At 65.5% G+C, this 26182-nt stretch carries 20 protein-coding genes; 11 read left to right on the forward strand and 9 right to left on the reverse strand.

All coding sequences use genetic code 11. The features are described from left to right. Positions 1-196 precede the first annotated feature (196 nt). The 5 genes from WJU17_RS09845 to WJU17_RS09865 all read left to right on the forward strand — a co-directional run bounded on the left by WJU17_RS09845 (position 197) and on the right by WJU17_RS09865 (position 7924). Positions 197-817 (forward strand): biliverdin-producing heme oxygenase, encoded by a 621-nt coding sequence (locus tag WJU17_RS09845; RefSeq protein ID WP_346327150.1) that lies wholly within the window; start codon positions 197-199, stop codon positions 815-817. Beyond that, positions 801-2990, forward strand: coding sequence for an ATP-binding protein (locus tag WJU17_RS09850; RefSeq protein ID WP_346327151.1), 2190 nt, complete (start codon positions 801-803; stop codon positions 2988-2990). Before WJU17_RS09845 ends, WJU17_RS09850 begins: the two co-directional genes overlap by 17 nt. Positions 2991-3006: 16 nt before the next feature. Then, entirely contained in the window at positions 3007-3456 is a 450-nt protein-coding gene (locus tag WJU17_RS09855) for a response regulator (protein ID WP_346327152.1), read from the forward strand. 5 nt (positions 3457-3461) lie between these two features. After that, a complete protein-coding gene (locus WJU17_RS09860) occupies positions 3462-6194 on the forward strand; it encodes a response regulator (protein WP_346327153.1) in 2733 nt (910 codons plus the stop codon). Between the two features lie 110 nt (positions 6195-6304). Then, positions 6305-7924: a GMC family oxidoreductase N-terminal domain-containing protein gene (locus WJU17_RS09865; RefSeq protein ID WP_346327154.1), complete on the forward strand. Its 1620-nt coding sequence runs from the start codon at positions 6305-6307 to the stop codon at positions 7922-7924. Positions 7925-7926: 2 nt separating this feature from the next. Here WJU17_RS09865 and WJU17_RS09870 read toward each other — a convergent pair whose 3' ends face one another. Next, on the reverse strand, positions 7927-10110 hold the full coding sequence (locus WJU17_RS09870; RefSeq protein WP_346327155.1) for a PAS domain S-box protein: 2184 nt from the start codon (positions 10108-10110) through the stop codon (positions 7927-7929). A gap of 351 nt (positions 10111-10461) precedes the next feature. Beyond that, the gene (locus WJU17_RS09875) at positions 10462-10854 is read right to left on the reverse strand and encodes a response regulator (protein ID WP_346327156.1); all 393 of its coding nucleotides are present in this window, start codon (positions 10852-10854) and stop codon (positions 10462-10464) included. Positions 10855-11083: 229 nt separating this feature from the next. Here WJU17_RS09875 and WJU17_RS09880 point away from each other — a divergent pair, with 229 nt between their 5' ends. Beyond that, on the forward strand, positions 11084-11488 hold the full coding sequence (locus tag WJU17_RS09880; RefSeq protein WP_346327157.1) for an MAPEG family protein: 405 nt from the start codon (positions 11084-11086) through the stop codon (positions 11486-11488). Between the two features lie 13 nt (positions 11489-11501). Here WJU17_RS09880 and WJU17_RS09885 read toward each other — a convergent pair whose 3' ends face one another. Next, complete coding sequence (locus WJU17_RS09885; RefSeq protein ID WP_346327158.1) at positions 11502-12593, reverse strand: amino acid ABC transporter ATP-binding protein; 1092 nt, start codon at positions 12591-12593, stop codon at positions 11502-11504. After that, positions 12590-14098, reverse strand: a complete 1509-nt coding sequence (locus WJU17_RS09890; RefSeq protein ID WP_346327159.1) for an ABC transporter substrate-binding protein/permease — start codon at positions 14096-14098, stop codon at positions 12590-12592. Before WJU17_RS09890 ends, WJU17_RS09885 begins: the two co-directional genes overlap by 4 nt. A gap of 196 nt (positions 14099-14294) precedes the next feature. Between WJU17_RS09890 and WJU17_RS09895 the strand changes: the two genes are divergently transcribed. Genes WJU17_RS09895 through WJU17_RS09905 form a run of 3 tightly spaced genes read left to right on the forward strand, consistent with a single transcriptional unit; the run spans position 14295 to position 17390 of the window. Next, on the forward strand, positions 14295-15995 hold the full coding sequence (locus WJU17_RS09895) for a hypothetical protein (protein WP_346327160.1): 1701 nt from the start codon (positions 14295-14297) through the stop codon (positions 15993-15995). Positions 15996-16049: 54 nt separating this feature from the next. Further along, positions 16050-16730, forward strand: a complete 681-nt coding sequence (locus WJU17_RS09900) for a nuclear transport factor 2 family protein (RefSeq protein WP_346327161.1) — start codon at positions 16050-16052, stop codon at positions 16728-16730. A 12-nt stretch (positions 16731-16742) separates the two neighbouring features. Beyond that, positions 16743-17390, forward strand: coding sequence for a 2-hydroxychromene-2-carboxylate isomerase (locus WJU17_RS09905; RefSeq protein WP_346327162.1), 648 nt, complete (start codon positions 16743-16745; stop codon positions 17388-17390). On the opposite strand, the gene WJU17_RS09910 is transcribed toward WJU17_RS09905, so the two are convergent. Further along, positions 17387-17878, reverse strand: a complete 492-nt coding sequence (locus tag WJU17_RS09910; protein ID WP_346327163.1) for a TspO/MBR family protein — start codon at positions 17876-17878, stop codon at positions 17387-17389. The genes WJU17_RS09905 and WJU17_RS09910 overlap by 4 nt on opposite strands. Positions 17879-18118: 240 nt before the next feature. Between WJU17_RS09910 and WJU17_RS09915 the strand changes: the two genes are divergently transcribed. Beyond that, entirely contained in the window at positions 18119-20962 is a 2844-nt protein-coding gene (locus WJU17_RS09915) for a PAS domain S-box protein (RefSeq protein WP_346327164.1), read from the forward strand. Positions 20963-20970: 8 nt separating this feature from the next. Here the strand turns inward: WJU17_RS09915 and arsJ are convergent, their stop codons facing one another. From arsJ to WJU17_RS09935, 4 genes are all read right to left on the reverse strand, one after another. Further along, complete coding sequence (arsJ, locus tag WJU17_RS09920) at positions 20971-22206, reverse strand: organoarsenical effux MFS transporter ArsJ (protein WP_346327165.1); 1236 nt, start codon at positions 22204-22206, stop codon at positions 20971-20973. Between the two features lie 6 nt (positions 22207-22212). Next, positions 22213-23259 carry an ArsJ-associated glyceraldehyde-3-phosphate dehydrogenase gene (locus WJU17_RS09925; protein ID WP_346327166.1) on the reverse strand — a complete coding sequence of 349 codons (1047 nt, stop codon included), beginning with the start codon at positions 23257-23259 and terminating at the stop codon, positions 22213-22215. Positions 23260-23341: 82 nt separating this feature from the next. Beyond that, a complete protein-coding gene (locus tag WJU17_RS09930) occupies positions 23342-24280 on the reverse strand; it encodes a cyclase family protein (protein WP_346327167.1) in 939 nt (312 codons plus the stop codon). Positions 24281-24398: 118 nt separating this feature from the next. After that, complete coding sequence (locus WJU17_RS09935; RefSeq protein WP_346327168.1) at positions 24399-24824, reverse strand: nuclear transport factor 2 family protein; 426 nt, start codon at positions 24822-24824, stop codon at positions 24399-24401. A gap of 224 nt (positions 24825-25048) precedes the next feature. Here WJU17_RS09935 and WJU17_RS09940 point away from each other — a divergent pair, with 224 nt between their 5' ends. Next, the gene (locus tag WJU17_RS09940; RefSeq protein WP_346327169.1) at positions 25049-26077 is read left to right on the forward strand and encodes a hypothetical protein; all 1029 of its coding nucleotides are present in this window, start codon (positions 25049-25051) and stop codon (positions 26075-26077) included. Positions 26078-26182: the final 105 nt, after the last annotated feature.

The following is a 26182-nucleotide window of genomic DNA, read 5'->3' on the forward strand; positions in this document are numbered from 1 at the left end:
AAGAGCATAACCGCGAAGCCGGCGGCGAGTCACGCAGCGCCATCAGGCGTGATGGTATTCGACCAGTTTGATTGTAGCCGCCGCTGCCGGGGAAAAGCCTCCAGCCCGCAACTTGTCGGCGCCATACGCGTTGACCCGATGGCGGAGCCGCTTACAACGTGCCTTTCCGCCGCTTCGCCGATCTGACAGAGCCGACATGCAGCCTTTCCACGATCCCGCCCGGTCCGAAATCCGTACCGCCGATGTGATGACCGCACTGCGCGAGGGCACGCGCGCCGCCCATGACCGCATGGAACGCGCGCTCGACCTTCCCGGACGGCTCGGCGATCCGGCGCAACTCGTCGCAGTGATCGAGCGATTTCACGGCTTTCACGCCGTGTGGGAACCGGCCATCGGCGCCGCGCTCAGGGACCCCGCGTTCCACGCACCGCGAATGAAGCTGCCGCTCCTGCGCGCCGACCTGCGTGCCTTAGGGCACGCCGACGACGCCATCGACGCCTTGCCGGTGTGTCACGAGGCCTGGCGTCTGGCGTCCGAGCCTTGGGGATCGATCTATGTTCTGGAGGGATCGACACTGGGCGGACAAGTGATCGCCCGGCAGCTGGAGAGGCTGCCGAACGGCATGGTATCACCGGGTTACTTCCGCCCGTATGGCAACGTCACCGGCGCCATGTGGCGCGCGCTTCAGGGGCGCCTGACTCTTGCCGCCGCCTATGTGGGCATCGACGCCATGGTCCAGTCGGCATCGGCGACATTCGATCTTCTGCACGACTGGCTTTCACCCGAGGCGAGGAACGGACATGAACGAGCCGCTTGATCTGGAAAGCTGCGCGCGCGAGCCCATTCACATCCCGGGCGGTATTCAGCCCCACGGGGCATTGCTGGCGCTCGACGCGGAAAGCTTCGCCATAGTGCAGGCCAGCGCCAATACGACCGATATCCTGCACATGGCGGCGGCGCCATCGTCGCTGGCGGACCTGCCCCCGAGCACGCCGTCCCTGCACGAGGAACTGCGGACATGGCTCGCCGATGACGAGCCCCTGTTCCTTCGCTCCATCACCATCGGCGAGACCTCGTTTCAGGTATCCGCCCATCTGACGCCGCAATGCCTTCTCGTCGAGTTCGAGGCCGTCGCCCAATCGGAAATGGAACGGTTCGATCGCCTCATGCCTCGGATCCGCCGGTTTCTCGATGGCATAGAAAGCGTTACCGAACTGGATCAGCTGTATCGCGAGGCCGCCGCCGAAGTCCGGCGGATGACCGGCTTCAACAGGGTGCTGATCTATCGTTTCGACGAGGACTGGAACGGAACGGTCATCGCCGAGGACGGCGACGGCACCCTGCCCTCGTACATGGACCTGAGATTTCCCGCCTCGGACATTCCGGCGCAGGCGCGCGAGCTGTACCGCCGAAACCGCCTGAGACTGATCCCGACCGCGACGTACGAGCCGGTGCCCATGGTGCCGGCATTGCCCGGCGGCGACCCTCTCGACATGAGCATGGTGGCACTGCGCAGCGTGTCGCCCGTGCACCGGGAATACATGCGCAACATGGGCACCGAGGCCTCCATGTCCATATCCCTGCTGGACGACGGCAAGCTGTGGGGCCTGATCTCGTGCCACCACGCCACGGTCCACCTCGTATCGCCGCAGGTCCGCGCGGCGTGCGACTTCCTGGGGCGGATCGTCGCGCAGCGAATCGCGACCCGCGAACGCATGATCGAGGCCTCGGCGCGTCTCGATCTGAAGCAAGTCGAGACCGAGCTCGTCGCGAGACTGTCCCAGGCGGAAAGCTATCAGACGGGTCTGGTGAACAATCCACGCTCCTGGCTGCAACTGACCGGCGCGGAGGGCGCGGCCGTCGTATCGGGCGAGACCGTGCTGGTCGCCGGATCGACGCCGCCATCCGCCAATATCCTTGCCCTGGCGCGCTGGCTGGCGAAACGCGGCACGGAACAGGTTTTCGCGACGGACCGCCTGGCCTCGCTGTGGCCCGAAGGCGAGCTGATCACCGACCGGGCAAGCGGCGTCATCGCAGTGCCCATCTCGCAAATCCGCGCCAGCTTCGTCCTGTGGTTCCGGCCGGAGGTGGTTCGGACAGTGACATGGAGCGGCGATCCCCGGAAATCGGTGGAACCCGGGACGGACCGCCTTCATCCACGCCAGTCTTTCGAAATATGGAAGGAACAGGTCTGCGGCCGGTCATTGCCGTGGTCGCGCAACGAGGTGCAGAGCGCCGCCGATTTCCGCAACGCCATCGTCAATTTCGTCCTGCGGCGCGCCGAGGAACGGGCCGAACTGGCGGACGAGCTGGAGCGCAGCAACAAGGAGCTGGAGGCATTCTCCTATTCCATCTCCCACGATCTGCGCGCGCCGTTCCGCCACATCGTCGGCTATTCCGAGCTGCTCAGCGAGCGCGAGCCCGCGCTCGACGATACGTCGCGGCACTATCTGGACAGCATTCACGGCGCGGCGCTGTCGGCCGGGCAACTGGTGGACGACCTGCTGAACTTCTCGCGCCTTGGCCGATCACAGCTCGCCACTTCCGGCGTGGACATGGAGAAACTGGTGGCGGAAATCCGCCGCAGCGTGCAGGGCGACCTGACCGGGCGGCAGGTCGAGTGGGCGGTGGAGCCGCTGCCGCCCGCCTATGGCGACGCATCGCTGCTGCGCCAGGCGCTGGCCAATCTGATCGACAACGCCCTGAAATACAGCCGCCACGAAACCACCGCGCGCATCCGGATCCGGGGCGAAAGCGGCGACAAGGAGACCGTGTATTCGGTCTCGGACAACGGCGTCGGCTTCGACATGGCCTATGTGGGCAAGCTGTTCGGCGTGTTCCAGAGGCTGCACCGCGTCGATGAGTTCGAGGGCACCGGGATCGGTCTCGCCCTGACCAAGAGAATCATCGACCGGCACGGTGGCTGGATACGCGCGGAGGGAACGCTGGGCGAAGGCGCGACGTTTACCTTTGCGATACCGAAACGCTGAGACGCTAGGAGCCGTCATGGGAACACTCAGGCCCATTCTTCTGGTCGAGGACAATCCGTCCGACCGCGAACTTACCCTGGCCGCGCTTGCCAGATGCCAGCTCGCCAATGAGATCGTCGTGGCGCGCGACGGCGAGGAGGCGCTGAACTACATGTATGCCAGAGGCCAGTGGGAAAACCGCGACGCCGGCGATCCCGCCGTCATCCTGCTTGACCTGAAGCTGCCGAAGATCGACGGATTGGAGGTCCTGGAAAAGCTCAAGGCCGATCCGGAACAGCGCCATGTGCCGATCGTGATGCTCACCTCGTCACGGGAAGAGCGCGACGTGGTGCGCAGTTACGAACTGGGCGTGAATTCCTTTGTCGTCAAACCCGTCGAATTCAATCAGTTCTTCGAGGCGATCCAGGATCTCGGCATGTTCTGGGCCATCCTCAACGAGCCGCCGCCGCTCGGCCTGCGGAGATAATCCTTTTGTCACAGACCGGTAAAAGCAGCGCCTTACGGCTGCTGATGCTGGAGGACAGCGCCATCGACGCGGAGCTGTCGTGCCTGCATCTCGCCAGATCGTCGCTGGACGTGACGACGACGGTCGCGCGCGGCAAGCGCGAGTTTCTCGACGCGCTCGCCGAGGGCGGCTTCGACATCATCGTCGCCGATTATTCGCTGCCGGACTTCGATGGCCTGCAAGCCCTCGACGTCGCCCGCGAGGCCGCGCCGGGCACGCCCTTCATCTTCCTGTCCGGCGTGATTGGTGAGGAATTCGCCGCCGAGGCGGTCAAGCGCGGCGCGACCGACTATGTGCTGAAACGGAACATGGCTCGGCTGCCCGCCGCCGTCGAGCGCGCCGTGGCCGAGGCGACCGAACGCCGCGAACGCCGCGCCGCCGAGATGGCGCTGCGGCAGAGCATGGTCGGCATGCGGCTCGCCATCGATGCCGCGCGCCTCGGCGCCTGGGACTATTCGCCGGTCGACGAAAAGCTCCATTGGGACCGCCGCTGCAAGGCGATCTTCGGCGTGCCCGACGACGCGGCGTTCACGCTCGAGACGGTGTACGCACGCTGTCACCCCGAAGATACCGATCGCATCCTGGAGGGCGTCCGCGCGGCACTGGATCCCGCCGGCACGGGCGAGTTGTCAGACGAATACCGTGTGGTGCGCGACAACGGCGAAGAAGTGTGGGTCGCGGTGCGGGGCCAAGCGTTCTTCGAGGGTGGCGCCTGCATCCGGCTGACCGGCATCATGCAGGACATCACCGATCGCAAGCGGTCCGAGCATGCCATGATGGCGCGCAATCAGGCGCTCGAGGCCAAGGTCCTGGAAAGCACCCGCGAACGCGACCGCATGTGGACGCTGAGCCAGGATCTGATGACGGTGTTCCTGCAGGACGGAACGATGGGCCTGGTCAACCCGGCCTGGCACCGCGTCCTCGGCTGGACCGAGTCCGAACTGCTTGGCCGTCACATGCTGGACATGGTGCACGAGGACGACGCGGCGGGAACCGGCGCGGCCATGCAGGGCCTGCTAGAAGGCGCGCCCTGTCCCGGCTTCGACAATCGGGTCCGCACCCGAGATGGCGCCTACCGGTGGATACGCTGGACCGCCAGTCCGGAAGGCGGCATGGTCTATGCCGTCGGCCGGGACATCACCGAGGAACTGGAGAACGCCGAGAAGCTGCGCCAGACCCAGAAAATGGAAATGATCGGCCAGCTGACCGGTGGCGTTGCCCATGACTTCAACAATCTGCTCACCGTCATCGTCGGCAATCTGGACATGGCGGCCAAGGCGGTCGTCACCCTGAACACGCCGCCAGCGACCGAGCGCGTCAGGCGGCTGCTGGAGAATGCCCGGCGCGGCACCGAGCGGGCGACCGCGCTGACCCAGCGACTGCTCGCCTTCGCGCGCCGTCAGCCGCTCGATCCCAAACCGATCGATTCGAACCAGCTCGTGCTCGGCATGTCGGATTTGTTCAACAGGACGCTTGGCGATCACATCGCCGTGTCCACCGAACTGGACCAGGAGATCTGGCTCACACACGCGGATGGCTACCAGCTCGAGAACGCCCTTCTGAACCTGGCGGTCAATGCGCGCGACGCCATGCCGGACGGCGGCAGGCTGGTGATCCAGACGCGCAACTGTTCGCTTGATGACCGCGACGCCGCCGAACAGGCCGACATCGCGCCCGGGCACTATGTCCTGATCGCCGTTACCGATACCGGCACGGGCATGGACCGGGAAACGGTCGCCCAGGTGTTCGAGCCGTTCTTCACCACCAAGGATATCGGCCATGGCAGCGGGCTCGGACTCAGCCAGGTCTATGGCTTCGTGAAGCAGTCCGGCGGACATGTGAAGATCTACAGCGAGACGGGGCTGGGCACGACGGTCAAGATCTACCTGCCGCGCATGGTCGAGCCACGCGACGATACTGGCGCCGACAACCCGACGGTGCGCGGCCCGGCGGATGGTCAGACGACGATCCTGGTGGTCGAGGATGACGAGGACGTGCGCGTCTACTCCACCGAGCTGCTGCGTGACCTGGGCTACCGGGTTCTTGAAGCGGTCAACGGCGCGGCGGCGCTTGCCGTGCTGCGCGAGCATCCCGAGGTGCGCCTGCTGTTCACCGATATCGGACTGCCCGGCGGCATGAACGGGCGCGAGCTGGCGGACGCGGTCCGCCGCCTGCGGCCCCGTCTGCGCATCTTGTTCACCAGCGGGTTCGCCACCAACGCCGTTGCCCATAGCGGGCGGCTGGACCCGGGGATTCAGCTCCTGCCCAAGCCGTTCACCTACGAGCTGCTCGCCGCGCGGATCGCCGGCGTGCTTGGGGCGCCGACATCACCCGCCCGCGTGCTGATCGTCGAGGACGAGGTTCTGGTCCGGATGGTGGCCGTGGACATTCTCAGCGACATCGGCTTCCGGGTGGAAGAGGCCGGCAATGCCGGCGAGGCGCTGTCGAAGATGAGGGCGGCCGGGGAACGCTTCGACGCCGCGATCATCGATATCGGCCTGCCCGACATGAAGGGCGACCGGCTGGCGGCGGAGCTGCGCGAGATCCGCCCCGACCTGCCGGTGCTGATCGCCAGCGGCTATGACATGGAGGAAATCCGCGCCCGCCTGGACGGCGACAAGGGAATCGCCGTGGTGCCCAAGCCCTATGACGGCAGCGACCTGCGCCGCGAACTGGAGAAGCTCGGCGTGATGGTCTGACCGGCCTCCCCAATCCCGGACGTCCAGCCCCTTCCAACGAACCGCCTGTCGCCTGTAGTGTTGCGGGAGAGAGAGCGGGACACACCGCCGGACAGACCAGGAGAAGACCGATGGAACGATCGGCGGGGTACGAGGGGAGTTACGATTACATCATCGTCGGCGCCGGATCGGCCGGCTGCGTGCTGGCCAACCGGCTGTCCGCCGACCCGTCGAAGAAGGTGCTGCTGCTGGAAGCGGGCGGGACCGCCGACTATCATTGGGTGAACGTGCCCATCGGCTATCTGTTCTGCATGGGCAACCCGCGCACAGACTGGCTGATGAAGACTGAATCCGAGCCTGGTCTCAACGGGCGCGCGCTGGATTATCCGCGCGGCAAGGTGCTGGGCGGCTGCTCGTCCATCAACGGCATGATCTACATGCGCGGCCAGGCGGCCGATTACGATGGCTGGCGTCAGCAGGGCAATAGCGGCTGGGGCTGGGACGACGTTCTGCCCTATTTCATGAAATCCGAGGATCATCACGGCGGCAACAACGACCTGCATGGCCAGGGCGGAGAATGGCGGGTCGAGCGGCAGCGAATTTCCTGGCCGATCCTGGACGCGTTTCGCGAGGCTGCGGAAGAACTGGGCATTCCGCGCACCGACGATTTCAACAAAGGCACCAACGAGGGCTCGGGCTATTTCGAGGTCAACCAGCGGCGCGGCGTCCGCTGGCACACGGCGAAGGCTTTTCTGGACCCGGTGCGACAGCGCCCGAACCTGCGGGTGCTGACCGGCGCGGAGACGGAAGCGCTGGTCACCGAGGGCCGGACGGTCAAGGGCGTGCGGTTCCGGCATGGCGGCGGCATTTTCGAGGCCCAGGCGAGTGGCGAGGTAGTGCTGTCGGCGGGCGCGGTGAACTCGCCCAAGATCATGGAACTGTCCGGCATCGGGCCCGGCGCGATCCTCAACCATCTCGGCATTCCGGTTCTGCACGATCTGAAGGGCGTCGGCGAGAATCTGCAGGATCATTTGCAGGTGCGCACCGTCTACCGCATCGCCAACGCCGTGACCCTGAACCAGCGCGCCGGCAGCCTGTTCGGCAAGGCGATGCTGGGGCTGGAATATCTCGTGAACCGGTCGGGCCCGCTGTCCATGGCGCCCAGCCAGCTCGGCATCTTCGCCCGCAGCGACGCGCGACTGGAGACGCCCGACCTGGAGTACCACGTCCAGCCGCTCAGCACCGACAAGCTGGGCCAGCCGCTGCACCCCTTCCCGGCCGTGACCGCCTCGGTCTGCAATCTGCGTCCGGACAGCCGCGGCACGATCCATGTGCGCAGCGCCGACCCGCGCCAGCCGCCGGCGATCCGCCCCAATTATCTGTCGACGGAAAGCGACCGGATGGTCGCCCTCAGGTCGATCCGCCTGACGCGGCAATTGATGGCCACGCGCGCCATCGCGAAATTTCAGCCGGAGGAATATCTGCCCGGTCCGGGTGTCACGTCCGACGAGGACCTGCTGGCCCGCATCGGCGATATCTCCACCACCATCTTCCACCCCGTCGGCACCGCCCGGATGGGCCGGGACGAGGGCGCCGTGGTCGATGAGAGGCTGCGGGTCCATGGCCTGACCGGCCTGCGCGTGGTCGATGCCTCGGTGATGCCCACCATCGTCTCGGGCAACACCAATTCGCCGGTCATCATGATCGCCGAAAAGGCCGCCGACATGATGATCGAGGACGCTCGGCGCTAGGCTCAAGCCCCGGTGTCGAGCGCCTCGCGAATCTTCAGTGCGAGGGGCTCGCGCGGGAACGGTTTCGTGAGCAGGATGACCCCCGGGTCCAGCCGGCCGTGGTGAATGACCGTGTTGTCGGTGTAGCCCGACATGAAGAGTGTTCGGCATCGGGGGACCCGGGCCTTGACCGCCCGCGATACGTCCGGCCCGCTCAATCCCATGGGCAACACCACATCGGCGAGCAGCAGATCAGGCTCCAGTCCCGTCTCGATCAGGCGCAACGCCTCGGGTCCATCGGACGCCACATGGACCTTGTAGCCGAAACGCAGCAGGCTCCGATGGACGCTGGCGCGCACATCGGGATCGTCCTCAAGCAGGAGAATGGTTTCGCCGCGCGCGCGGGGCACCGTGACCGCGGGCTCGCGCGCGACCGTTGCCATCGGCAGGGCGGTGCGGGGAAAGAAAAGGGTCACCGTGGTGCCCGCGCCCTCGCTGCTCTCAATGGTGACGTGCCCACCCGACTGCTTGACGAAACCATAGACCATGCTGAGGCCAAGCCCGCTGCCCTTGCCAACGGGTTTGGTGGTAAAGAAGGGATCGAAGGCTCGCTCCCTGACCGAAGCGGTCATCCCTTCACCCGTATCCGTGACCGCGATGGTCGCGTAGTCCCCGGCCTGAACCTCCTTCTGGCGTTCCGCATAGGCCTGATCGAGGCTCACATTGCCGGTCTTGATGCTCAGCAGACCGCCTCCTGGCATGGCGTCACGCGCGTTGACCGCCAGGTTGACCATGGCATTGGCAAGCTGACCGGGATCGATCTCCACCGGCCACAGGTCCTCCGCAAGATCGGTCGTCACCTCGACGCTCCGCTCGAGCGTCCGGCCGAGAAGGCGCATGGTATCGCGAACCACGTCGTTGACGTTGGTGACCTTGGGCTGGAGTGGCTGCTTGCGTGAGAACGCCAGCAACCGGTCGGTCAGCTCGGCACCGCGCGCGATGGCGCGCTGGGCCGCCTTCATCGCCGCCGTGGCCTCCGGATCACCGGCCACCCGTTCCGCCACGACCTCCAGATTCATCTGCATGGCCATCAGCATGTTGTTGAAATCATGGGCCACGCCGCCGGTCAGTTGCCCCAGCGTCTCCATCTTCTGGACCTGCCGCATGCTCTCCTCCGCCGCCTTGCGGGCGGTGATATCCTGAATGCTGGCGATGAAGCTGCTGCGCCCCTCCATGGACATGCGGCTGACACCCAGTTCGAGGGGGAATATGTCGCCGTTCTTGCGCACGCCGCTCATCTCGCGGCCCGGCTGGCCAAGCACGTGGCTCTCGCCGGTCCGAAGATAACGGGCGATATGGGCGTCATGAGCCGCGCGCTCCGGCCCGGGCATGAGCAGGCCGACATTGCGGCCGACCACCTCGTCCCGCGCATACCCGAAAATCCGCTCGGCCTCGGGATTGAAGGATTCGATGATGCCCCGGTCGTTGATCGTGACCAGCCCCACCGCCGCCGCTTCCATGATCTGGCGCGTCCGGTCCTGCAGGCGCTCCAGTGCATTCACATGCCGGTTCTGGCGGCGGCGGCCCACGGCGAAGATCAGCGCGATGGCAATGAACAGCAGGGAGATGCCGCTTCCGGTCCAGCGATAGGCCGCGACATGCCCCATCCAGACACGCGCATCCACATCGATGCCGAGCACCGCGACGATCTTGCCGGTCGACGGGTCCCGGATCGGCGCCTCGCCGCTCACCCAGACGCCCCATTGATCGGCCGACGGCGGCTCGATGTAGGGCAGGCCGCTTTTCAAGACCGCGTCGAAACCCTGGACATTGCCGTCATAGACCTGGCCAGGCGGAGAGTAATCCCTCGACCCCGGCGCCTCGCCATCGGCCAGAAAGCGCCATTGTCCATGATGGGGCGCGACGATGTAGACGAAACGGGCATCGCTTATGGCGCGGCGTACCTTGCCGAGCGCGCTCCGGACGGCGTCGAACCGTTCGGTCCCGACATAATCGGCCGGACGGGTGGTCCGCGCCAGCGCCGCCACATCCGCCGCGTCGATCGCCGCGGCCACGGTCAGGGCGAGGTCGCCAAGCCGCCGCTGCTCGATCCGCTGGCCATAATGGCCCATGGCCAGAACGAGGGTGGCGCTGATGGCCAGGATCATGCCGCCGAACGCCAGTTCCCATTTTGATACGCGACTCATCAAGGCTTCTGTCGATCCGTCATTCAGGGCGATCCAGCATATGCCGAAGAGAACGCCTCCGGACCCTGCGGGCGTTTCACGATCACGTGAGCCCCGGTCGCCAAGCCCCGCATGGTGTCAGAGCACCGAAAAAGCGGAACCGCGGCGACTCCCGTCACGTTAGCGGACCGATACGCCATGAAAGGAAATGATCGTGAACAACATCATCTATATCGTCGGGCTGGTCGTCGTTGTGATCGCGGTGCTGTCGTTCTTCGGGTTGCGCTGACAGGCACGGGCGCGGCGGTCATGCCTCTCTCGCGACCGGTGTGACGCTAGGCCTACATTATAGCGCAAATATGACCGGGACCGTCAGCAGGGTCGGGTCGGCGCCAGCATGGTCGACATCATGGCCAGGACCTCTGCAAGCCGATAGGGCTTGAGGAGAACTTCAAGCCCATCGATGGCGCGCATGTCGAGCGGTCGGCCCGTCGTGAGGACGATGGGCAGGCCGGGGCGATGGGCGGTGATCCAGTGCGCCAAGCCGACGCCGTCGACCCCGCCGGGCATCTCGATGTCGGACAGAACGAAGTCGATCTCGGTGCCCGCCTCCAGCACTTCCACGGCCTTGGCGCCGGTTTCCGCTTCGAAAACGCTATGGCCTTTCAATCTGAGATAGGTCGAGATCGTCGTCAGCAGTGAATTGTCGTCGTCCACGAGCAGGATGGACATGGGCATTGCACTGGTGCCGCGATCAGTATCCATCAAAGTCCGCCCCATTCGCCCTCCTCACCCCGCCCATAAAATCTTAATCAGAGACTACAACCTAAAGTTGCTCATGCGTACCCAAAATGGGCAGACGGCGATAAAGCACCGTCGCTGATTTTTTGAAGATTATCACAGCGTCCCCGCGCTATGGTAAGCCGACGTCACCGGCATGCCGGTCACGATCTGTCACAGAGCCGGCAAGGCCGAAACCAACGGGGAGGATGAAATGCTGCAGGGTGACTATCTTTGGGTGGCGCTGGTCAGCGCCGTGAGCGTGCTGGTCTATTACCTGACCTTGCTCAATGCCGGTCTCGCGCGGGTCAAATTCAAGGTTCCCGCCCCCTCCCACGACGGCCCCGAGGATTACGTCCGGCGTGTCCGCGCTCATCAGAACACGGTAGAGCATCTGGTGATGTTCCTGCCGTCCATGTGGACGTTCGCCCTGCTGGTCTCACCGATCTGGGCGGCGGCGCTGGGCGCGATCTGGCCGATCGGACGCTTTTTCTACATGCTCGGCTACAGCAAGGCGTCGAACCTGCGCAGGCCCGGGCTCTACATCACCATGCCGAGCATTTACATCTTCATCCTCGGCTCGATCATCGGCGCCATCTATCGCATCGTCCAAGGCTGACGGCCGCCCGGGATCAGACTTTCTTGACCCGCAGGGTCAGCGTGCCGGTGCCGCCGATCACACGATAATCGACGCTTTCCGACATGTGCCGGATGAGGATGCCGCCCAGACCGTCATCCTCGCCATCCGGTTCAAGCGGATTGCCCGCCTCGGCGGCGCATTCGCAGGTGAGATCGAGCGCGCCGTTCTTCTCGGAATAGGCGATGGTCAGGTCCAGCGGATGCCGGTCGAGGCTGGGCGCGTAGAGCTGCAGCAGTTCCTCAACGAGCAGGAGCAGGTTGTGCCGCGCCTTGGCCGGCAGGATCTGCTTCTCGCCGAAGGCCTCGATCTCGGCGTTCATGGCATAGAGATCGTAGTAGGGCGAGGCGACGTGGCAGGTGTAGCTGCGGATGCGGTTGATGAAGGCGCGCGTCTTTTCCCGCTGCGGATCGTCGAAGATCTGCGCCGGCGTGCCCTGTTCGTAGATCAGGCCTTCGTCCATGTAGAAGACGCGCTTCGACACGTCGCGCGCGAAGTCCATCTCGTGCGTGACGATGATCAGCGTCATGCCTTCCTTGGCGAGGCGGCGGATGACCGACAGCACCTCGCTGACCATGGTCGGATCGAGCGCCGAGGTCGGCTCGTCGAACAGGATGATCTCCGGCTCCATGGCGAGGCAGCGGGCGATGGCGACCCGCTGCTTCTGGCCACCTGACAATTCGTCTGGAAAACTGTCGACCTTCTCGGCCAGGCCGACGAGGCGCAGCAGCTCGAACGCCTTGCGCTCGGCGGTTGCCCGGTCCTGGCCCTTCAGCCGGATGGGCGCGATGGTCAGATTGTCGAGGACAGAGAGGTGGCTGAACAGGTTGAACGACTGGAACACCATGTTCATTTTCTGACGCACCCGCGCCACGTCGGCCTTCGGGTCGAGAATGTCCATCCCGCCGATCCGGATGGCGCCGCTGCTGGGCCGGTCGAGCAGATTGAGGCAGCGCAGGAACGTGCTCTTGCCGGTTCCGGATGGCCCGATGATCGAGACCACCTCGCCCTTTTCGATCCGGACGCTGATGTCGCTCAGCACGACGAGATCGCCGAAGCGCTTGGACAGCTTTTCGACCTCGATCATGCCCGGGCTCCCTTGCGGCGCTTGTATTTAGGATCGGTGGCCCGCTCCAGATAGCCGAGGAATTGCATCAGGCCCCAGGAAATCAGGAAGTAGAGGATGGCGACCATGACCAGCGGGAAGAACGCATCGAAGGTGCGGCTGCGGATGATGTCGCTGGCCTTGGTGAGGTCCTGCACGGCGATGTAGCCGACGATGGAGGTCATCTTGACCAGCGAGATGAACTCGCCCTTGTAGACCGGCAGAATGCGCCGGATCGTCTGCGGCAGCACGATGTGATTGAAGGTCTGCACTTTCGTGAAGCCCATGGCGATGCCGGCTTCCGACTGGCCCTTGTCGACGCCTTCGATGCCGGTCCGGAAGATTTCGGACGAGTACGCGCCGAAGTTCATCCCGAACGCCACCACCGCGACCAGCAGCGGGCTGATGTTCACCGAGGCGAAGGCCACGTAATAGATCAGCATCAGCAGGACCAGCACCGGCATGCCGCGCAGCACCGAGATGTAGATCTTGGCCGGCACGGACAGCAGCGCGCTGCGCGACATGCGCATGAAGCAGACCAGCGCGCCCAGCGCCGTGCCGAAGACCGTCGCCAGGATGGACAGCATCACGGTGACCTTCAGCCCGTCCCAGATCAGCAGATAGCGCTTCTCGTGAATGATGTTGCCGTGGAAACTGTCGGCGACGCGCTGGATGAACGAGCCGCCATGGGCCGGACCAGTTCCGCTGCTGGTCAGCACGACCTGACCGTTCAGGTAGTAGGAGTCGCTGAAGTCGACATATTTGCGCCGCTCGTCGGTGGCGCTCATGCCGGTGACGATCAGGTCGATCTTGCCGGACTGGAGCGCGGGGATCAGCGCCATGAACTTCATGTTGGAGAATACGATGGGCCGGCCCAGACGGACCGCGATCCGCCGCGCCAGTTCGCCGTCATAGCCGGTGATCCGCCCCGTCTCGTCGACGAAATTCACCGGTTCGCGTGTCGCGGCGACGCCGATACGCAAGGGATCGCCCTGCGCCGGCACGGCGATCTCGGGCTCCTCATAAGGACTGAGGTCTTCCTTGAACCAGCGCTTCTCCATCGACGCCAGCGTCCCGTCGGCCCGCAGATCGGCGATCAGGGCGTTGAGAACCGGCAGCAGCGGATCGTTCTTGCGCAGGGCGACGGACGAGTATTCCGGCTGCAGACGGCCGCCGATGATCTTGAACTCGGCGTTCTTCTTGGTCACCTGCAGCGCCGTGGAATAGGCGGTGACGATGGCGTCGAGCTGGCCGGATTTCACCGCGGCCACCGCATCCATGATGTCGTCGAACGATTTGAGCTCCGCGTCGGGGAAACGCTGCCGGGCGATGGTCTCGCCGGTGGAGCCGGTCATCACGCCGATGCTGGCGTCGCCCACGTCTTCCGGCGTGTTGATGACGCGTCGGTCATCGCCGCAACCGGCGAGCACCAGCGTGCAGACGAGAAGCACGCAGACCGCCGCAATCCGTCGCGCGATATGACCCATGGTATCCGTGCCCCCAGCACTCGGCTCCGTCCGCAGCGGACTGTATCGGAAGCGCAACGGCGCTTTCAATGCGAGTCTTCATGTCACCGGGACACAAACCGGTTCCGGTCCGTTTGCCGCGCCACCAGGAATGGGGAAAAGACGTTCAAGCAGGCCTATTTCATTCCATATTGGCGTCAGGGAGTCACGGCAGGGTATGGGCATCGCACGAGCAATCACGAGACACGCCGCGTCGTTCGCGGTGATCGTCGCGCTGCTTGCCGTCGGCATTCCCGCCTACAAGCATGTGCGCGCCGCGTTGGACGAGCGGCCCGCCATTGCCCGTCAGTTCGGCGAACTTGACCAACTGCGCACCCAGCTCGCCGCCTTCACGGCGGACGAAATCCGCAGGACCGAGGAACGCGTCGCCCGTCTGCAGGACGCATCGGGCGCGGCGCTGGACGCCCGCCTCGCGCAACTCAACCGCGACATGCTCGACCGGACGGGACGGCAGCGAAGCCGTCTGGCCCGCTCGGCCTCCATCCTCGTCGCCGATACGGCGATGGTCCGGCGCGACGTGGAGAATGACGTCGCGCTGGCCCTGCTGGAGCAGGAGCGCCGCTATCTGCTGACCGCCATCGCCGCTACCGCCCGGCGCGAGAAGGCCGTCGCCGAAACCAGCATCGCCGTGGAGACGGCCGCGACGGCCTACCGCGCGCTGAGCACGCAACTCCAGGATATCCAGCGCCGCAAGAACGACATACGAGCCCGGCATGACGTGCTGGTCCGCATCCCGTGGTCGGCGGCGAACCGGGCCGTCGCCGACCTGAGCGAACAGGAACGCGCCGTCCGGACACGTCTCGCGGCGGCCCAGGCGGATTACACGAAGGCGCGGCGCCTGCGTGATCTGGCACGGACCAGAACGGCCGTGGAGGCGTTTCTCGTCACGCCCGTCGCCGCGGGGTCCGAGCTCGACGAGCGCATAGAGGCGCTACGTGCCCATCAGGACAAAAGCTGGCTGCGCACCATTCCCCAGGCCATTTACCAGGTTCTGCCGCAGGCGGTGCTGATCTTCATCGGCGTTCTGCTCAGCCCCGTCCTGATCAAGCTGTTCTTTTATTATGTCATCGCGCCCATCGCCGCCCGCCGCGCCCCGATCCACATCCTGCCCGCAATGTCGGGCGTTATCGCCACGGGCGGCGATGATGGTCTCCGCCGCCGCATCTCCGCCGTGTCCATCGAGATCGCCCTGGAGGGCGGCGACGAGTTGCTGGTCCGGCCGGACTATCTGCAGAGCTCGGCCCGCAGCGGCCAGATGGATACGGCGCTGCTGCTCGACTGGTCGTCGCCGCTGACCAGCCTGGCCTCGGGGATGTGGGGCCTGACCCGGATCCGCGCCGATGCGCGGGAGCGGTTCGTGATCTCGGCCACCAAGGACCCGTTCGCAGAAATCGGCCTGGTCGACATCCCAGCGGGGTCGGCGATGATCGTCCAGCCGCACAATCTGGTCGGCCTGATCCAGCCGCGCGGCGCGCCGGTCACGATCACCAAGCATTGGCGGCTTGGCACCCTGAACGCCTGGCTGACGCTGCAATTGCGCTATCTGGCCTTTCACGGACCGGTGACGCTGGTGGTCATGGGATGCCGCGGCGTCCGCGTCGAGCGCGGCGGCGATGGTCGCAGCGTCAACCAGGCCGCCACCATCGGCTTCAGCGCCAACCTGGGCTATTCCACCAGACGCTGCGAAACCTTCGGCGCCTATCTGCTCGGCAAGCAGGAGCTGCTGAACGACCACTTCGCCGGCGAGGATGGCCACTACGTCTACGAAGAAATGCCCCATTTCGGCAAAAAAGGCAGCATCATGGGACGCGGCCTCGAGGGCATCACGGATTCGCTCCTGAAAGTCTTCGGCGTCTGAACCGCAAGAGATGAAACAGGGAACGGGGAATCCATGATGACGAGGAAATTCACGATGTCCGCCATCAGCGCCGCCGCGCTGGGCGGGTTGCTGGCGATGGTGCCCCTGCCCGGCGCACGCGTCCTGGCCGAGCCGGCCGCCCAGATGGCGCAGCCCGATCCGCGCGCCGTGCAGGAAATGCTGGACAAGCAGGCCGTCGCGGAAGTGATGATGACCTATTGCCGGGCGCTCGATCACCGGGACGAGGAACTGCTGCGCAGCGTGTTCCATCCGGATTCCCAGCATAATCACGGCTTCGTAGGCCCCAGTTCCGATCCGAGCCTGCCCTCGGCCCCGGGCAAGCCCGGCGACTTCGTCGCCTATGCGCTGGAGGCGCTGTCGCGGATGCACCGGACGCACCACCAGCTCGGCAACATCTTCGTCGAGGTGGAGGGCGACGTCGCCTACACCGAGGCCTATTTCACCGCCTATCACCGCATGCGCGCCAAAGGCGATCCGCTGGCCGCGCCCAATGCGTACGATACGGAAATGGACCTGTTCGTGGCGGGCCGGTACATGGACCGGATGGAAAAGCGCGACGGCGTCTGGAAGATCGTGCGCCGCACGGCGACCACCGACTGGCAGCGCATCGAGCCGCCCTCGTCCACGAACCACTCGAGCGTGCCGCGCGAGATGCAGTCGCTGCAAAGCCGCGACGACTTCGTCTATCGTCGGCGCGAGGTCTATGGCCAGTAAGGAGAGGCGGCGATGAGCGGCAACGACGCGCAGGCGACCTTCTATTTCGACACCATCTCGCCCTTCGCCTATCTGATGTGGCGGGCGCTGCGCCGCGCGCCGCTGGCCAAGCCGTTCAAAGCGGTGCCGGTGGTGTTCGGCGCGCTGCTGAACCATTGGGGCCAGCTGGGTCCGGCCGAGATCGGGCCGAAGCGCCTGCACACCTATCGGTACTGCCAGTGGCTGGCGGACCGGGAAGGCATCCGGTTCCGCTTTCCACCGGCGCACCCGTTCCGGTCGCTGGACAGCCTGCGCCTGATCGTCGCGCTGGGCAGCACGGAGACCGCCGTCGACGGCGTGTTTGGCGCGATCTTCGGCGAGGGCATGGATGCCGCCTCGCCCGAAGGCCTCGCCCGGATCGGCGAAAGGCTGGGCGTGGCCGACGTCCCGGCGCTCATCGCGTCGACCGGGGCGGCAGCGCGACTGCGCGACAATACCGAAGGCGCCATTTCCCAGGGCGTCTTCGGTGTCCCGACACTGGCCGTGGACGGCGAGCTGTTCTGGGGCTTCGACACCCTGCCCATGGCCATCGACTATCTGGCCGACCCCGCCCTGTTCGAGAGCGACGAGATGCGCCGCATCGCCGATCTTCCGGTCGGCATCGTGCGCCGGAAGGGCTAGTTGAGGCGGTAAATCTCGAAGTTGAGCAGGGCCGCGAAGCTGACCCAGGCGATGTAGGGCACGAAGCACAGGCCCGCGATCCGGTCCAGATGCAGGAACGAAAACAGGGTCGCGGCGATGGCGATCCACAGCGCCGAGATGACCACCAGCCCGGCCAGCGGGCTATGGGCGGCGAAGAACGCCCACGACCACGCGGCATTCAGCACCATCTGGAACAGGAACAGTCCGATGGCCGCCTTGCGGCCCGGCGTCTTCGGATCAAGCCGCAGGACACGGAAGAACGCATAGGCCATCAGGATGTAGAGCATGCCCCAGGCCGGCCCGAACACCCAGTTCGGCGGGTTGAAGTCCGGCTTGTCCAGCCCGGCGTACCAGGTCGGGATGTTCGGCGTGGTCGCCAGATTGCCCAGCACCGCCGCGGTAAGCACGGGAAGAACCGCCAGGAGAAGGGCCCGCAACGGCGGCATCCGCGATTGATCTGGCATCATGGTGTTTATTCTCCTTCGTGATCCTCTAAGGACCCTGAAACGTTACGATCACTATACGATGCCGGGAGCGGGCCGGTTCCCAAAGACATGGTGAGCAGGCCGGGAACCATATATGGTCACGAAGCAGACACCGCGCCGGGGAGGGGCGAGGATGGAAGACATCCCGGGGAGCAATGGTCACTTCATGACACCGGGCGAAAGTCTCGGGGAACGCCGCGCCGCGGGAGAGGTAGCGACGGCATGAGCGGCCGCAAGGACAATACCACAGGCATGCTGGGTCAACTGGACACGATCCTGAACGAACTACCATACAGGTTGTTCGTGAAGGACACGGCGTCGGTTTATCTGGGCTGCAACACCGCCTATGCCGCCGATCTGGGACGCGCGCCGGAAGATCTCGTCGGACTTTCCGATTTCGATCTGTTTCCAGCGGCGCTTGCCGAGCGCTACCGCGCCGACGATCAGCGCGTCATGGCCGGAAAACAGGCGATCACCATCGAGGAGCCCTATGTCAGTAATGGCGTGCAGCTGTGGCTCCGGACCACCAAGAAGCCTCTCTTCGATGCCGACGGCGAGGTCACCGGCGTTCTCGGAATCTTCGAGAACATCACCCAGGAACGGCGAGCGCGCGAAGCGCTCCGCCGGCGCGGCTGGGCGCTGGAAGCTTTGAACCGGGCTCAGCACGCCATGGTGCACGCGGCTAACGAGCGCGAGCTTTTACAAGGTGTGTGCGAGGCCCTGACGCTGGGGGATGAATATCCGTTGTGCTGGATCGGCTGGGCCGAGGCGGACAGCTCTCATGCCGTGACCATCGCGGCGGTAGCGGGAACGGCCGGCACCTATGCGGACGGCCTGGAGATTTCCTGGGGCAAGGGTCCCCTCGCCCAAGGACCAACCGGCACGTGCATCCGCGAGGGCAGGTCGATCATCAGCACTCACGACGAGACCGACGAGAGATTGTCGCCGTGGCGCGAACGCGCGCGCGCCTATGATATCCGCGCTTCCGTATCCGTTCCGCTCAGGACCCCGGAAACCGTTCTTGGAGCCATGGTCGTCTATGGCCGGACCGAGGACAGCTTCGGTCCGGCCGAAATCGCCCTGTTCGAGGATTTTGCCGCGACCCTGCTGTTCGGCATCCAGTCGAGGCGCACCCGCGCCGCCTATGACACGGCGGTCCAGGAGAAACTTGAACAAGAAGCCCAGATGAAGGGGGCGCTGGAGGCGATCATGGCAGGCGCCTCGGTCGGCCTGATCACCGCCAGCGCGCACGGCACGATCCAGTTCGTCAATCCGGCGGCGGAAGAAATGTTCGGCTACGGAGAAGGCGAACTGGTAGGCCGCGACCTCACCGTTCTGATGCCGGTCGGCGAGCGCCCCTTCCACACGGATCATCTGGCTCGGTTCCGGGAAACCGCTGCGATCAGCCAGTTCACACGCCGGCCCCGGGAATTCACCGCGCTGCGCCAATCGGGAGAACGGTTCCCCATCGAACTGGCGGTGAGTTCCGTCTCGCTGAACGGAACGACCGTGCTGATCGGCAGCGTCAACGACGTCTCCGAGCGCAAAATCGCCGAACGCGCCGCGCGCGAAGCCGACAGGCTCCTGCAGCAGATTTCCGAGACCATCGACGAAGTCTTCTGGGTGGCGAACCCTCGCGAAGGCCGACTGACCTACGCCAGTTCCGCGTTCGAGCGCGTCATCGGGCTGTCGCCGGACTTCATGAAACGCGACATGTATGCGCTTGAAGCCCTCATTCTCGAGGAAGACCGCGAACAGGTAAGCCGCACCGTGCGAGAGGCGTTCGCCACCGGTGAACCCTATTTCAACGAATACCGCATCCGGCGCCCGGATGGCGGCCTGCGCTGGATCTGGGGCCGAGGCTTTCCCGTCTTCGACGACGACGGCGCCGTGACCAGCTTCATCGGCGTTGCCCAGGACGTGACCGAACGCAAGGAAGCCGAGGCCAAGTTCGTCCAGGCTCAGAAGCTGGAAAGCCTCGGGCATCTGGCAGGCGGGATCGCGCACGACTTCAACAATCTGCTGATGGCCGTGCAGATCGGCGCGCAGTTCGCCAAGGATGCCGGGGCCGCGGACAGCCGTCATCTGGATATCATTCTGGAGGCGGCGGACCGGGGCGCGGATCTGGTCAGGCGCCTGTCGACCTTTTCCCGCCATCAGGAACCCCGGTCCCGGATCAGCGATCCGCGCGAGTTGATCCGCCAGTCGCTCAAGCTGATACGCACGGCGCTGCCCGAGAGCATCGCCGTCGAGGCCCGGCTCGGCGAGGCGGTGTCTCCCGCCAGTCTGGACCCGGCGCTGCTCGAGAGCGCGCTGCTCAACCTGGCGATCAACGCACGGGACGCGATCACCGGCGCCGGCACGCTCGTGGTGGCGGCGCGGAATGTCCGGCGGCACCGGCCCGACCGGCCGAGAAAGCTGCATGATCTGGTGGAGATTTCCGTCACCGATACCGGCATCGGCATGGACGGCGTCACCGTCCAACGGGCCCTGGAACCGTTTTTCACCACCAAGGAGGCCGGCAAGGGTACGGGCCTCGGCCTCAGCATGGTTCACGGATTCGTCACTCAGTCCGGCGGCTTTCTCGAAATCGACAGCGCGCCGGGACAGGGAACGACCATCCGGCTGTGTTTTCCGGCCATGACCGGCGCGCCCCCTGCATCCCGAAGGCGAGAAGGCCTGGCGCCGCGCAGCCTTGCGCTCGGCACCGTGCTCCTGGTCGATGATGATGACAGCGTCCGAAAGGCCCTCGCCTCGATCCTGCGGCCGGTCTGCAGCGAACTGCTGGTCGCCGGCAACGGGCCCGAGGCGCTGGAGCTGGTCGGCCCGCTGCGCCATCTCGATCTCCTGATCTCGGATATCGTGATGCCGAGCGGCATGACCGGCTATCAGCTCGCGGATCTGCTGGTGTTGCGTCACCCGACATGCCGGGTGCTGCTGATGTCGGGCTATAGCGCGGACGCGCGCCTGCAATATTCCTCGCTGCGTGACTTCCGGCTGTTGCAGAAGCCGTTTTCGCCGCAAACCTTGTTCACGGAACTGGAAAAAATGACCGGGTCCGACTGAATTTCCGCCTATGTCGACGTCCGTGACGGCAAGGCCAGGGTCAGCAGCCAACACGCCACCAGCATGACGGCCGAGGCGATCAGGCAGGCGTCGATGCCGCCCCAGCCATAGAGCAGGCCGGAAAGCAGCGTGCCCGCGAAACGCCCGGCGGCGTTGGCCGCGTAGTAGAAGCCTACATCCTCGGCGGCCTTTTCCGATCCCGCATAGGCGAGGACCAGATAGGAGTGCACCGAGGAATTGACCGCGAACAACACGCCGAACAGGGCGAGCCCGGCGACCAGTAGCATGTCGGGCGCGAGCGCAACCCAGGACAGCGCCGCGACGATCGCCGCCGGCACGAGCGCCAGCGCCAGCGACCACCACCGCGCCGCCGGCACCTCGCGGCTCAGGCCGTCGGCGCTGCGCCGCACGACCACGGGCGCCGCCGCCTGGACGAGGCCATAGACGATGGTCCAGACCGCGAGAAAGCCGCCCACCATGGTGAAGGTCCAGCCCGACGCGTAGAGGAACACCGGCACGCCGACCACGAACCACACGTCCCGCGCGCCGAACAGGAAGACCCTTCCCGCCGCCAGCAGATTGACGCCGCTGTTCTTGGCGAACAACTCGCGCGCCGACCGCGACGCCTTCGCCTTGCCCATCATGGGCGGCAGCGCGACGACCACGCCGACGAGCACCAGCGCCAGCGCGCCGGCCATCAGCCACAGGGCCATGCGGAAACCGGCCACTTCCAGCAAAAAGCCGCCGAGGAAGAAGCCGATCCCCTTCATGGCGTTCTTGCTGCCCGTGAACCAGGCGACCCAGTGGAACAGCCGGCCCGACGCCTCGCCGGCCGTGACCTTGATCGCCGATTTGCTGGCGGTCTTGGTCAAATCCTTGGCGACGCCGCACAGACCCTGCGCCATCACGACCCAGACCACGGACAGCGCCGCCGTCCAATCCGGCGACAGGACCGAGAGCATGAGGAAGCCGATGATCTGGGTCATCAGCCCGACCGCGAGCATGCGGGCGATGCCGAAGCGCGTCGCCAGCCAGCCGCCGATCAGATTGGCGGCGATGCCGGCCGCCTCGTAAAGCAGGAACAGGAACGCCAGCGCGAAGGGCGAATAACCGAGGCGGAAAAAATGCAGCAGCACCAGCATCCGCAGCGCGCCGTCGGTCAGGGTAAACCCCCAATAGGACGCGGTCACGATCGCATAGTTGCGGGTCGCGGCGGCGGAAGGCGGGGCACCGGAGGCGCTCACGGGATGCTAGATCCCTGCCTCGGCCATGTGGCAGGCCAGGTCCACCATGCGGCAGGCATAGCCCATCTCGTTGTCGTACCAGGCATAGACCTTCAGCAGCGTGCCGTCGGTGACCATGGTGGAGGGCGCGTCGACGATGCTGCTGCGCGTGTCGCGGGCATAGTCCGCCGAGACCAGCGGGCGTTCCTCGTAGCCGAGGATGCCGGCGAGCGGGCCGGCGGCGGCGGCGCGGAACAGGGCGTTGACCTCCTCGGCCGTGGTCTCGCGCCGCATTTCGAAAACGCAGTCGGTCAGGCTGGCATTGAGCACGGGCGCGCGTACCGCATGGCCGTTCAGCTTGCCCTTGAGTTCAGGATAGATCAGGGCGATGGCCGTCGCGCTGCCGGTGGTCGTCGGTTGCAGCGACAGCATGGCGCTGCGTGCCCGGCGCAAATCCTTGTGCGGCGCGTCGGTCACCACATTGGTGTTGGTCGGATCGTGAATGGTGGTGATTTGGCCGTGGCGGATGCCGATGGCCTCGTGCACCACCTTGACCACCGGCGCGAGGCAATTGGTGGTGCAGGACGCCGCCGTGACGATGGGATGACGCGCAGGGTCGTAGAGGTGCTCGTTCACGCCCACGACAACGTTGAGCACCGTATCGACCTTGACCGGCGCCGCGACGATGACCCGTTTCGCGCCCCGGTCCAGATGCCCCTGCAGCACCTCGGGCGTCAGGAACTTGCCGGTGCAGTCCAGGACGACGTCGACACCGAGGTCGCCCCAGGGAATGTCGCCCGGTTTCGCGTGCGCGGAGAAACTCAGCCGCCGGTCGCCAATGCGCACCGCGTCCTCGCCGTCGGCGGCGATGCGCGGTCCCTTCCAGCGGCCCTGCACGCTGTCGAATTCCAGCAGATGCGCGCAGGCGGCCGCACCGCCCTTGATCTCGTTGAGGTGGACGACATCGAGCCGGTTGTCCCGGAGCGGATCGTCATCGCCGCGCTCGGCCGCGCCCAGCGCCGCCCGCAATGCCAGCCGGCCGATACGGCCCATGCCGCTGATGCCCACTCTCATCACGTCTCTCCCGTCAGGCCCCAGATGGCGGCGTACCCTAGTGAATCCGGGGCCTCAGGCCAGTGACATATTTATGACGGCGCTACTTCAGGGCGAGCGGGTTGACCGGCGAGCCGAAGCCGTTGGTGAACGGGATCGGCGGCGCCGACAAGAGGAAGCTGTACCGGCCATCCGCCGCGCAATCGGCGGCCAGCGCATCCAGATTGAACATCTCGCCCAGCGGACACCCCATGTCGCGCAGGCACAGCATGTGGAACGCCAGCGGCATTTCCGAGGTGAGGCCCTCGGGCGACAGGATCTCGACGCCCAGATTATCGGCGCAGACCGCCGCCAGCGAATGCTCATGCACCCATTCGGCGCAGACCGGGCTGAGGCCGGGCTGCACCCCCGCGAACGCGGCGCGGTCGCCCTCCACGGTAAAGCGCTGGATATGGCCGGTGCGGATGAGGACCACGTCGCCCTTCATCATGGTCACGCCCTGCGCCTCGCAGGCGGCATCGAGATCGTCGATGGTGATGGCATAGTCGACAGGAAGCCGGTCGGTGCGCTTGAGCCGGAGAATGTCCAGCAGCACGCCGCGCGACATGATGCCCGGCGTCGCCAGATGCTCGATGCCGAGCCGGGCCGCCCCTTTGGTGCTCAGCGTGTCGCAGGCCTTGCAGTTGTTGTAGAGCACGCCGTCATAGTGGACATGGCCCAGCGCGTCCCACTGGGTCGCGGCTTGCAGCGGCATGTGGATCACGTCGTCGGAATAACGGGCGCTCGGATGGGCCGGGTTCAGCGGCGTGAACAGGTCCGTCGCGTAGAGCTTGGGGTTGAACCGGCCGCCGGTGCCGGGCTGCGGGCCGTTACTGTCGAAATTCAGCCCCAGATTGAACAGCTTGCCGGACTGCACGGTCGCGGCGGCCGTCTTGAGCGTCTCCGGCCCGATGTGATTGAGCGTGCCGCGCTGATCGGCGTCGCCCCAGCGGCCCCAGTTGCGAAGTTTCTCGGCCAATCGATCGAAATCCGCGCGGCTCATGCCATTCCCTCCCCATGGCGGAATGACAGGCCGGCGCAACGGCACCGGCCCCATCCCCGTGAAGGAAGGCTATACCGCCGGGAACAGGCCGGCAATCACCGCCGGGCCGTGCGACCGATCAGTCGGACTGGATGCGGGTGCCGCGCCGGACAAGGTGATGGCGGGCGATTTTCCATTCGCCGCCGATCCGCTTCATCTGCGTTTCGTACGTGGCCCAGAGAGTCAGCGTGGTATCGGGCTGGTCCTTCAGGTAATGGGTCGCCTGGACGTCGGTGCGGCATTCCGCCGTGTCACCGTCGATGGTGGCGAGCTGCGGGCCCAGCATGTGCTGGGTCGGGCCGAACCGGCCAAGCGCCTCGACCACATAGGCGGTCCAGGCATCGCCGCCATGATAGGGCTCGTCGGTGAAGCCGCTGACCACCGCGTCGTCGGCGAAGACCGACCGGTACAGCGCCAGATCGCGGTTGTCGCAGCCCTTGGCGTATTTCAACATCACGTCCATCAGCGCCATGCGATCGGAGACATAGCTGGCGGTATCGGTCATGGTCTTCCCCTGTTTCGTCCATGCGGTTTCTTGCCGAGGCCGTGAGCATATGGCCTCGCCCGCGCCGCATCCAGCACGTTTCAGGGGAAACGCCGACGAATTCAGCACCGGTGAATGTGGCATCTGTCGCGGATCGCCGACACAGGATAGACTGGCCGGGAATCAAACGGGGTTCACGCCCGACGGGTATGAACGCACCGCACTAGGACAACGGGGATTCGATCATGAGCGACAACAAATATTACCGGCGCGTGGCCGAGTGGCCGAAATATCCCGACGACATGATCTTCGAGATGGGATCGGGCGTCACCGTCGACGATGACGGCATCATCTACCTGTTCACCCGCGACCTGGAGCATTGGGCCGCGCACCCGCTGGCCATGAGCGCCAAGATGGGCAAGAGCAGCGTCTCCATGTTCGACCGGGACGGCAACTATCTGGGCAAATGGGGCCCGTCCGACGAGCCGGGCTTCGCGCTGGGCGCGCACACCATCTATTTCATCGACGGCCACATCTGGACCGTCGACCGCGACGGCCACATGGTGAAGAAATACACCAAGGACGGCCAGCTGGTGCTGAGCCTGGGCACCTTGGGCAAGCCGGGCAACGAGCCCTATCTGTTCAACGGTCCGACCGGCGTCGAGGTGCAGAAGAACGGCAACATCGTCGTCACCGACGGGTACTGGAACGCCCGCATGATCTGGTACACGCCCGACGGCGAGTACATCAAGGAGATCGGCGGCTGGGGCGACGCGCCGGGCCAGTTCAATTCGCCGCACGCCGTGGCGCAAACGCCGGACGGGCGCCTGCTGGTGGTGGATTTCCGCGGCGGCGACATGCACGCCTACATGACCGTGCCCGGCCAGATCGCCGAGGAGCGCAAGGTGAAGGACCCGGACCGCAAGAGCCGGATCCAGGTCTTCGACCCGGAGGGCAACTTCCTCGAGGAATGGACCCACATCACGCCACTCTCGCTGCTGGTCAAGGGCAACCGCATCTATGCCAGCGATGAGTATCACGACCTGGTGGTGATGGATGCGACCACCTTCGAGATCCTGGAGCGGCACGAGAATCTGGCCATCTATATCCACCAGCTCGCGGTGGACGATCATGGCGACTTCTACACCGCCACCGTCTATCCGGAACACAAGGGCGCCGCGCGCGGCCGCGAAGGGCCGTCGCACAATCGCTGGACCCGCGAGCCGGCCGACGATGCCGCGTCATCCCGTGCGCCGGTGTCCGAACACGCCTGAACTCAGACCCATCCGATCACGGCGGATCTCCGCGCAAAATGCTTGCGCGCGGGTCCGCCGCTCGCTTAATCCACCACACGAAACGAACCGCTCGGGGAGCCCATT

Source organism: Iodidimonas sp. SYSU 1G8, from assembly GCF_039655775.1.
Classification (GTDB): Bacteria; Pseudomonadota; Alphaproteobacteria; order SMXS01; family SMXS01; genus RI-34.

What these genes read in the sequence shown, in the direction of transcription:
- WJU17_RS09845 (WP_346327150.1), top strand. Translation starts at nt 197, where the DNA reads ATGCAGCCTTTCCACGATCCCGCCCGGTCCGAAATCCGTACCGCCGAT.
- WJU17_RS09850 (WP_346327151.1), top strand. Translation starts at nt 801, where the DNA reads ATGAACGAGCCGCTTGATCTGGAAAGCTGCGCGCGCGAGCCCATTCAC.
- WJU17_RS09855 (WP_346327152.1), top strand. Translation starts at nt 3,007, where the DNA reads ATGGGAACACTCAGGCCCATTCTTCTGGTCGAGGACAATCCGTCCGAC.
- WJU17_RS09865 (WP_346327154.1), top strand. Translation starts at nt 6,305, where the DNA reads ATGGAACGATCGGCGGGGTACGAGGGGAGTTACGATTACATCATCGTC.
- WJU17_RS09870 (WP_346327155.1), bottom strand. Translation starts at nt 10,110, where the DNA reads ATGAGTCGCGTATCAAAATGGGAACTGGCGTTCGGCGGCATGATCCTG.
- WJU17_RS09875 (WP_346327156.1), bottom strand. Translation starts at nt 10,854, where the DNA reads ATGGATACTGATCGCGGCACCAGTGCAATGCCCATGTCCATCCTGCTC.
- WJU17_RS09880 (WP_346327157.1), top strand. Translation starts at nt 11,084, where the DNA reads ATGCTGCAGGGTGACTATCTTTGGGTGGCGCTGGTCAGCGCCGTGAGC.
- WJU17_RS09885 (WP_346327158.1), bottom strand. Translation starts at nt 12,593, where the DNA reads ATGATCGAGGTCGAAAAGCTGTCCAAGCGCTTCGGCGATCTCGTCGTG.
- WJU17_RS09890 (WP_346327159.1), bottom strand. Translation starts at nt 14,098, where the DNA reads ATGGGTCATATCGCGCGACGGATTGCGGCGGTCTGCGTGCTTCTCGTC.
- WJU17_RS09895 (WP_346327160.1), top strand. Translation starts at nt 14,295, where the DNA reads ATGGGCATCGCACGAGCAATCACGAGACACGCCGCGTCGTTCGCGGTG.
- WJU17_RS09900 (WP_346327161.1), top strand. Translation starts at nt 16,050, where the DNA reads ATGTCCGCCATCAGCGCCGCCGCGCTGGGCGGGTTGCTGGCGATGGTG.
- WJU17_RS09905 (WP_346327162.1), top strand. Translation starts at nt 16,743, where the DNA reads ATGAGCGGCAACGACGCGCAGGCGACCTTCTATTTCGACACCATCTCG.
- WJU17_RS09910 (WP_346327163.1), bottom strand. Translation starts at nt 17,878, where the DNA reads ATGATGCCAGATCAATCGCGGATGCCGCCGTTGCGGGCCCTTCTCCTG.
- WJU17_RS09915 (WP_346327164.1), top strand. Translation starts at nt 18,119, where the DNA reads ATGAGCGGCCGCAAGGACAATACCACAGGCATGCTGGGTCAACTGGAC.
- WJU17_RS09925 (WP_346327166.1), bottom strand. Translation starts at nt 23,259, where the DNA reads ATGAGAGTGGGCATCAGCGGCATGGGCCGTATCGGCCGGCTGGCATTG.
- WJU17_RS09930 (WP_346327167.1), bottom strand. Translation starts at nt 24,280, where the DNA reads ATGAGCCGCGCGGATTTCGATCGATTGGCCGAGAAACTTCGCAACTGG.
- WJU17_RS09935 (WP_346327168.1), bottom strand. Translation starts at nt 24,824, where the DNA reads ATGACCGATACCGCCAGCTATGTCTCCGATCGCATGGCGCTGATGGAC.
- WJU17_RS09940 (WP_346327169.1), top strand. Translation starts at nt 25,049, where the DNA reads ATGAGCGACAACAAATATTACCGGCGCGTGGCCGAGTGGCCGAAATAT.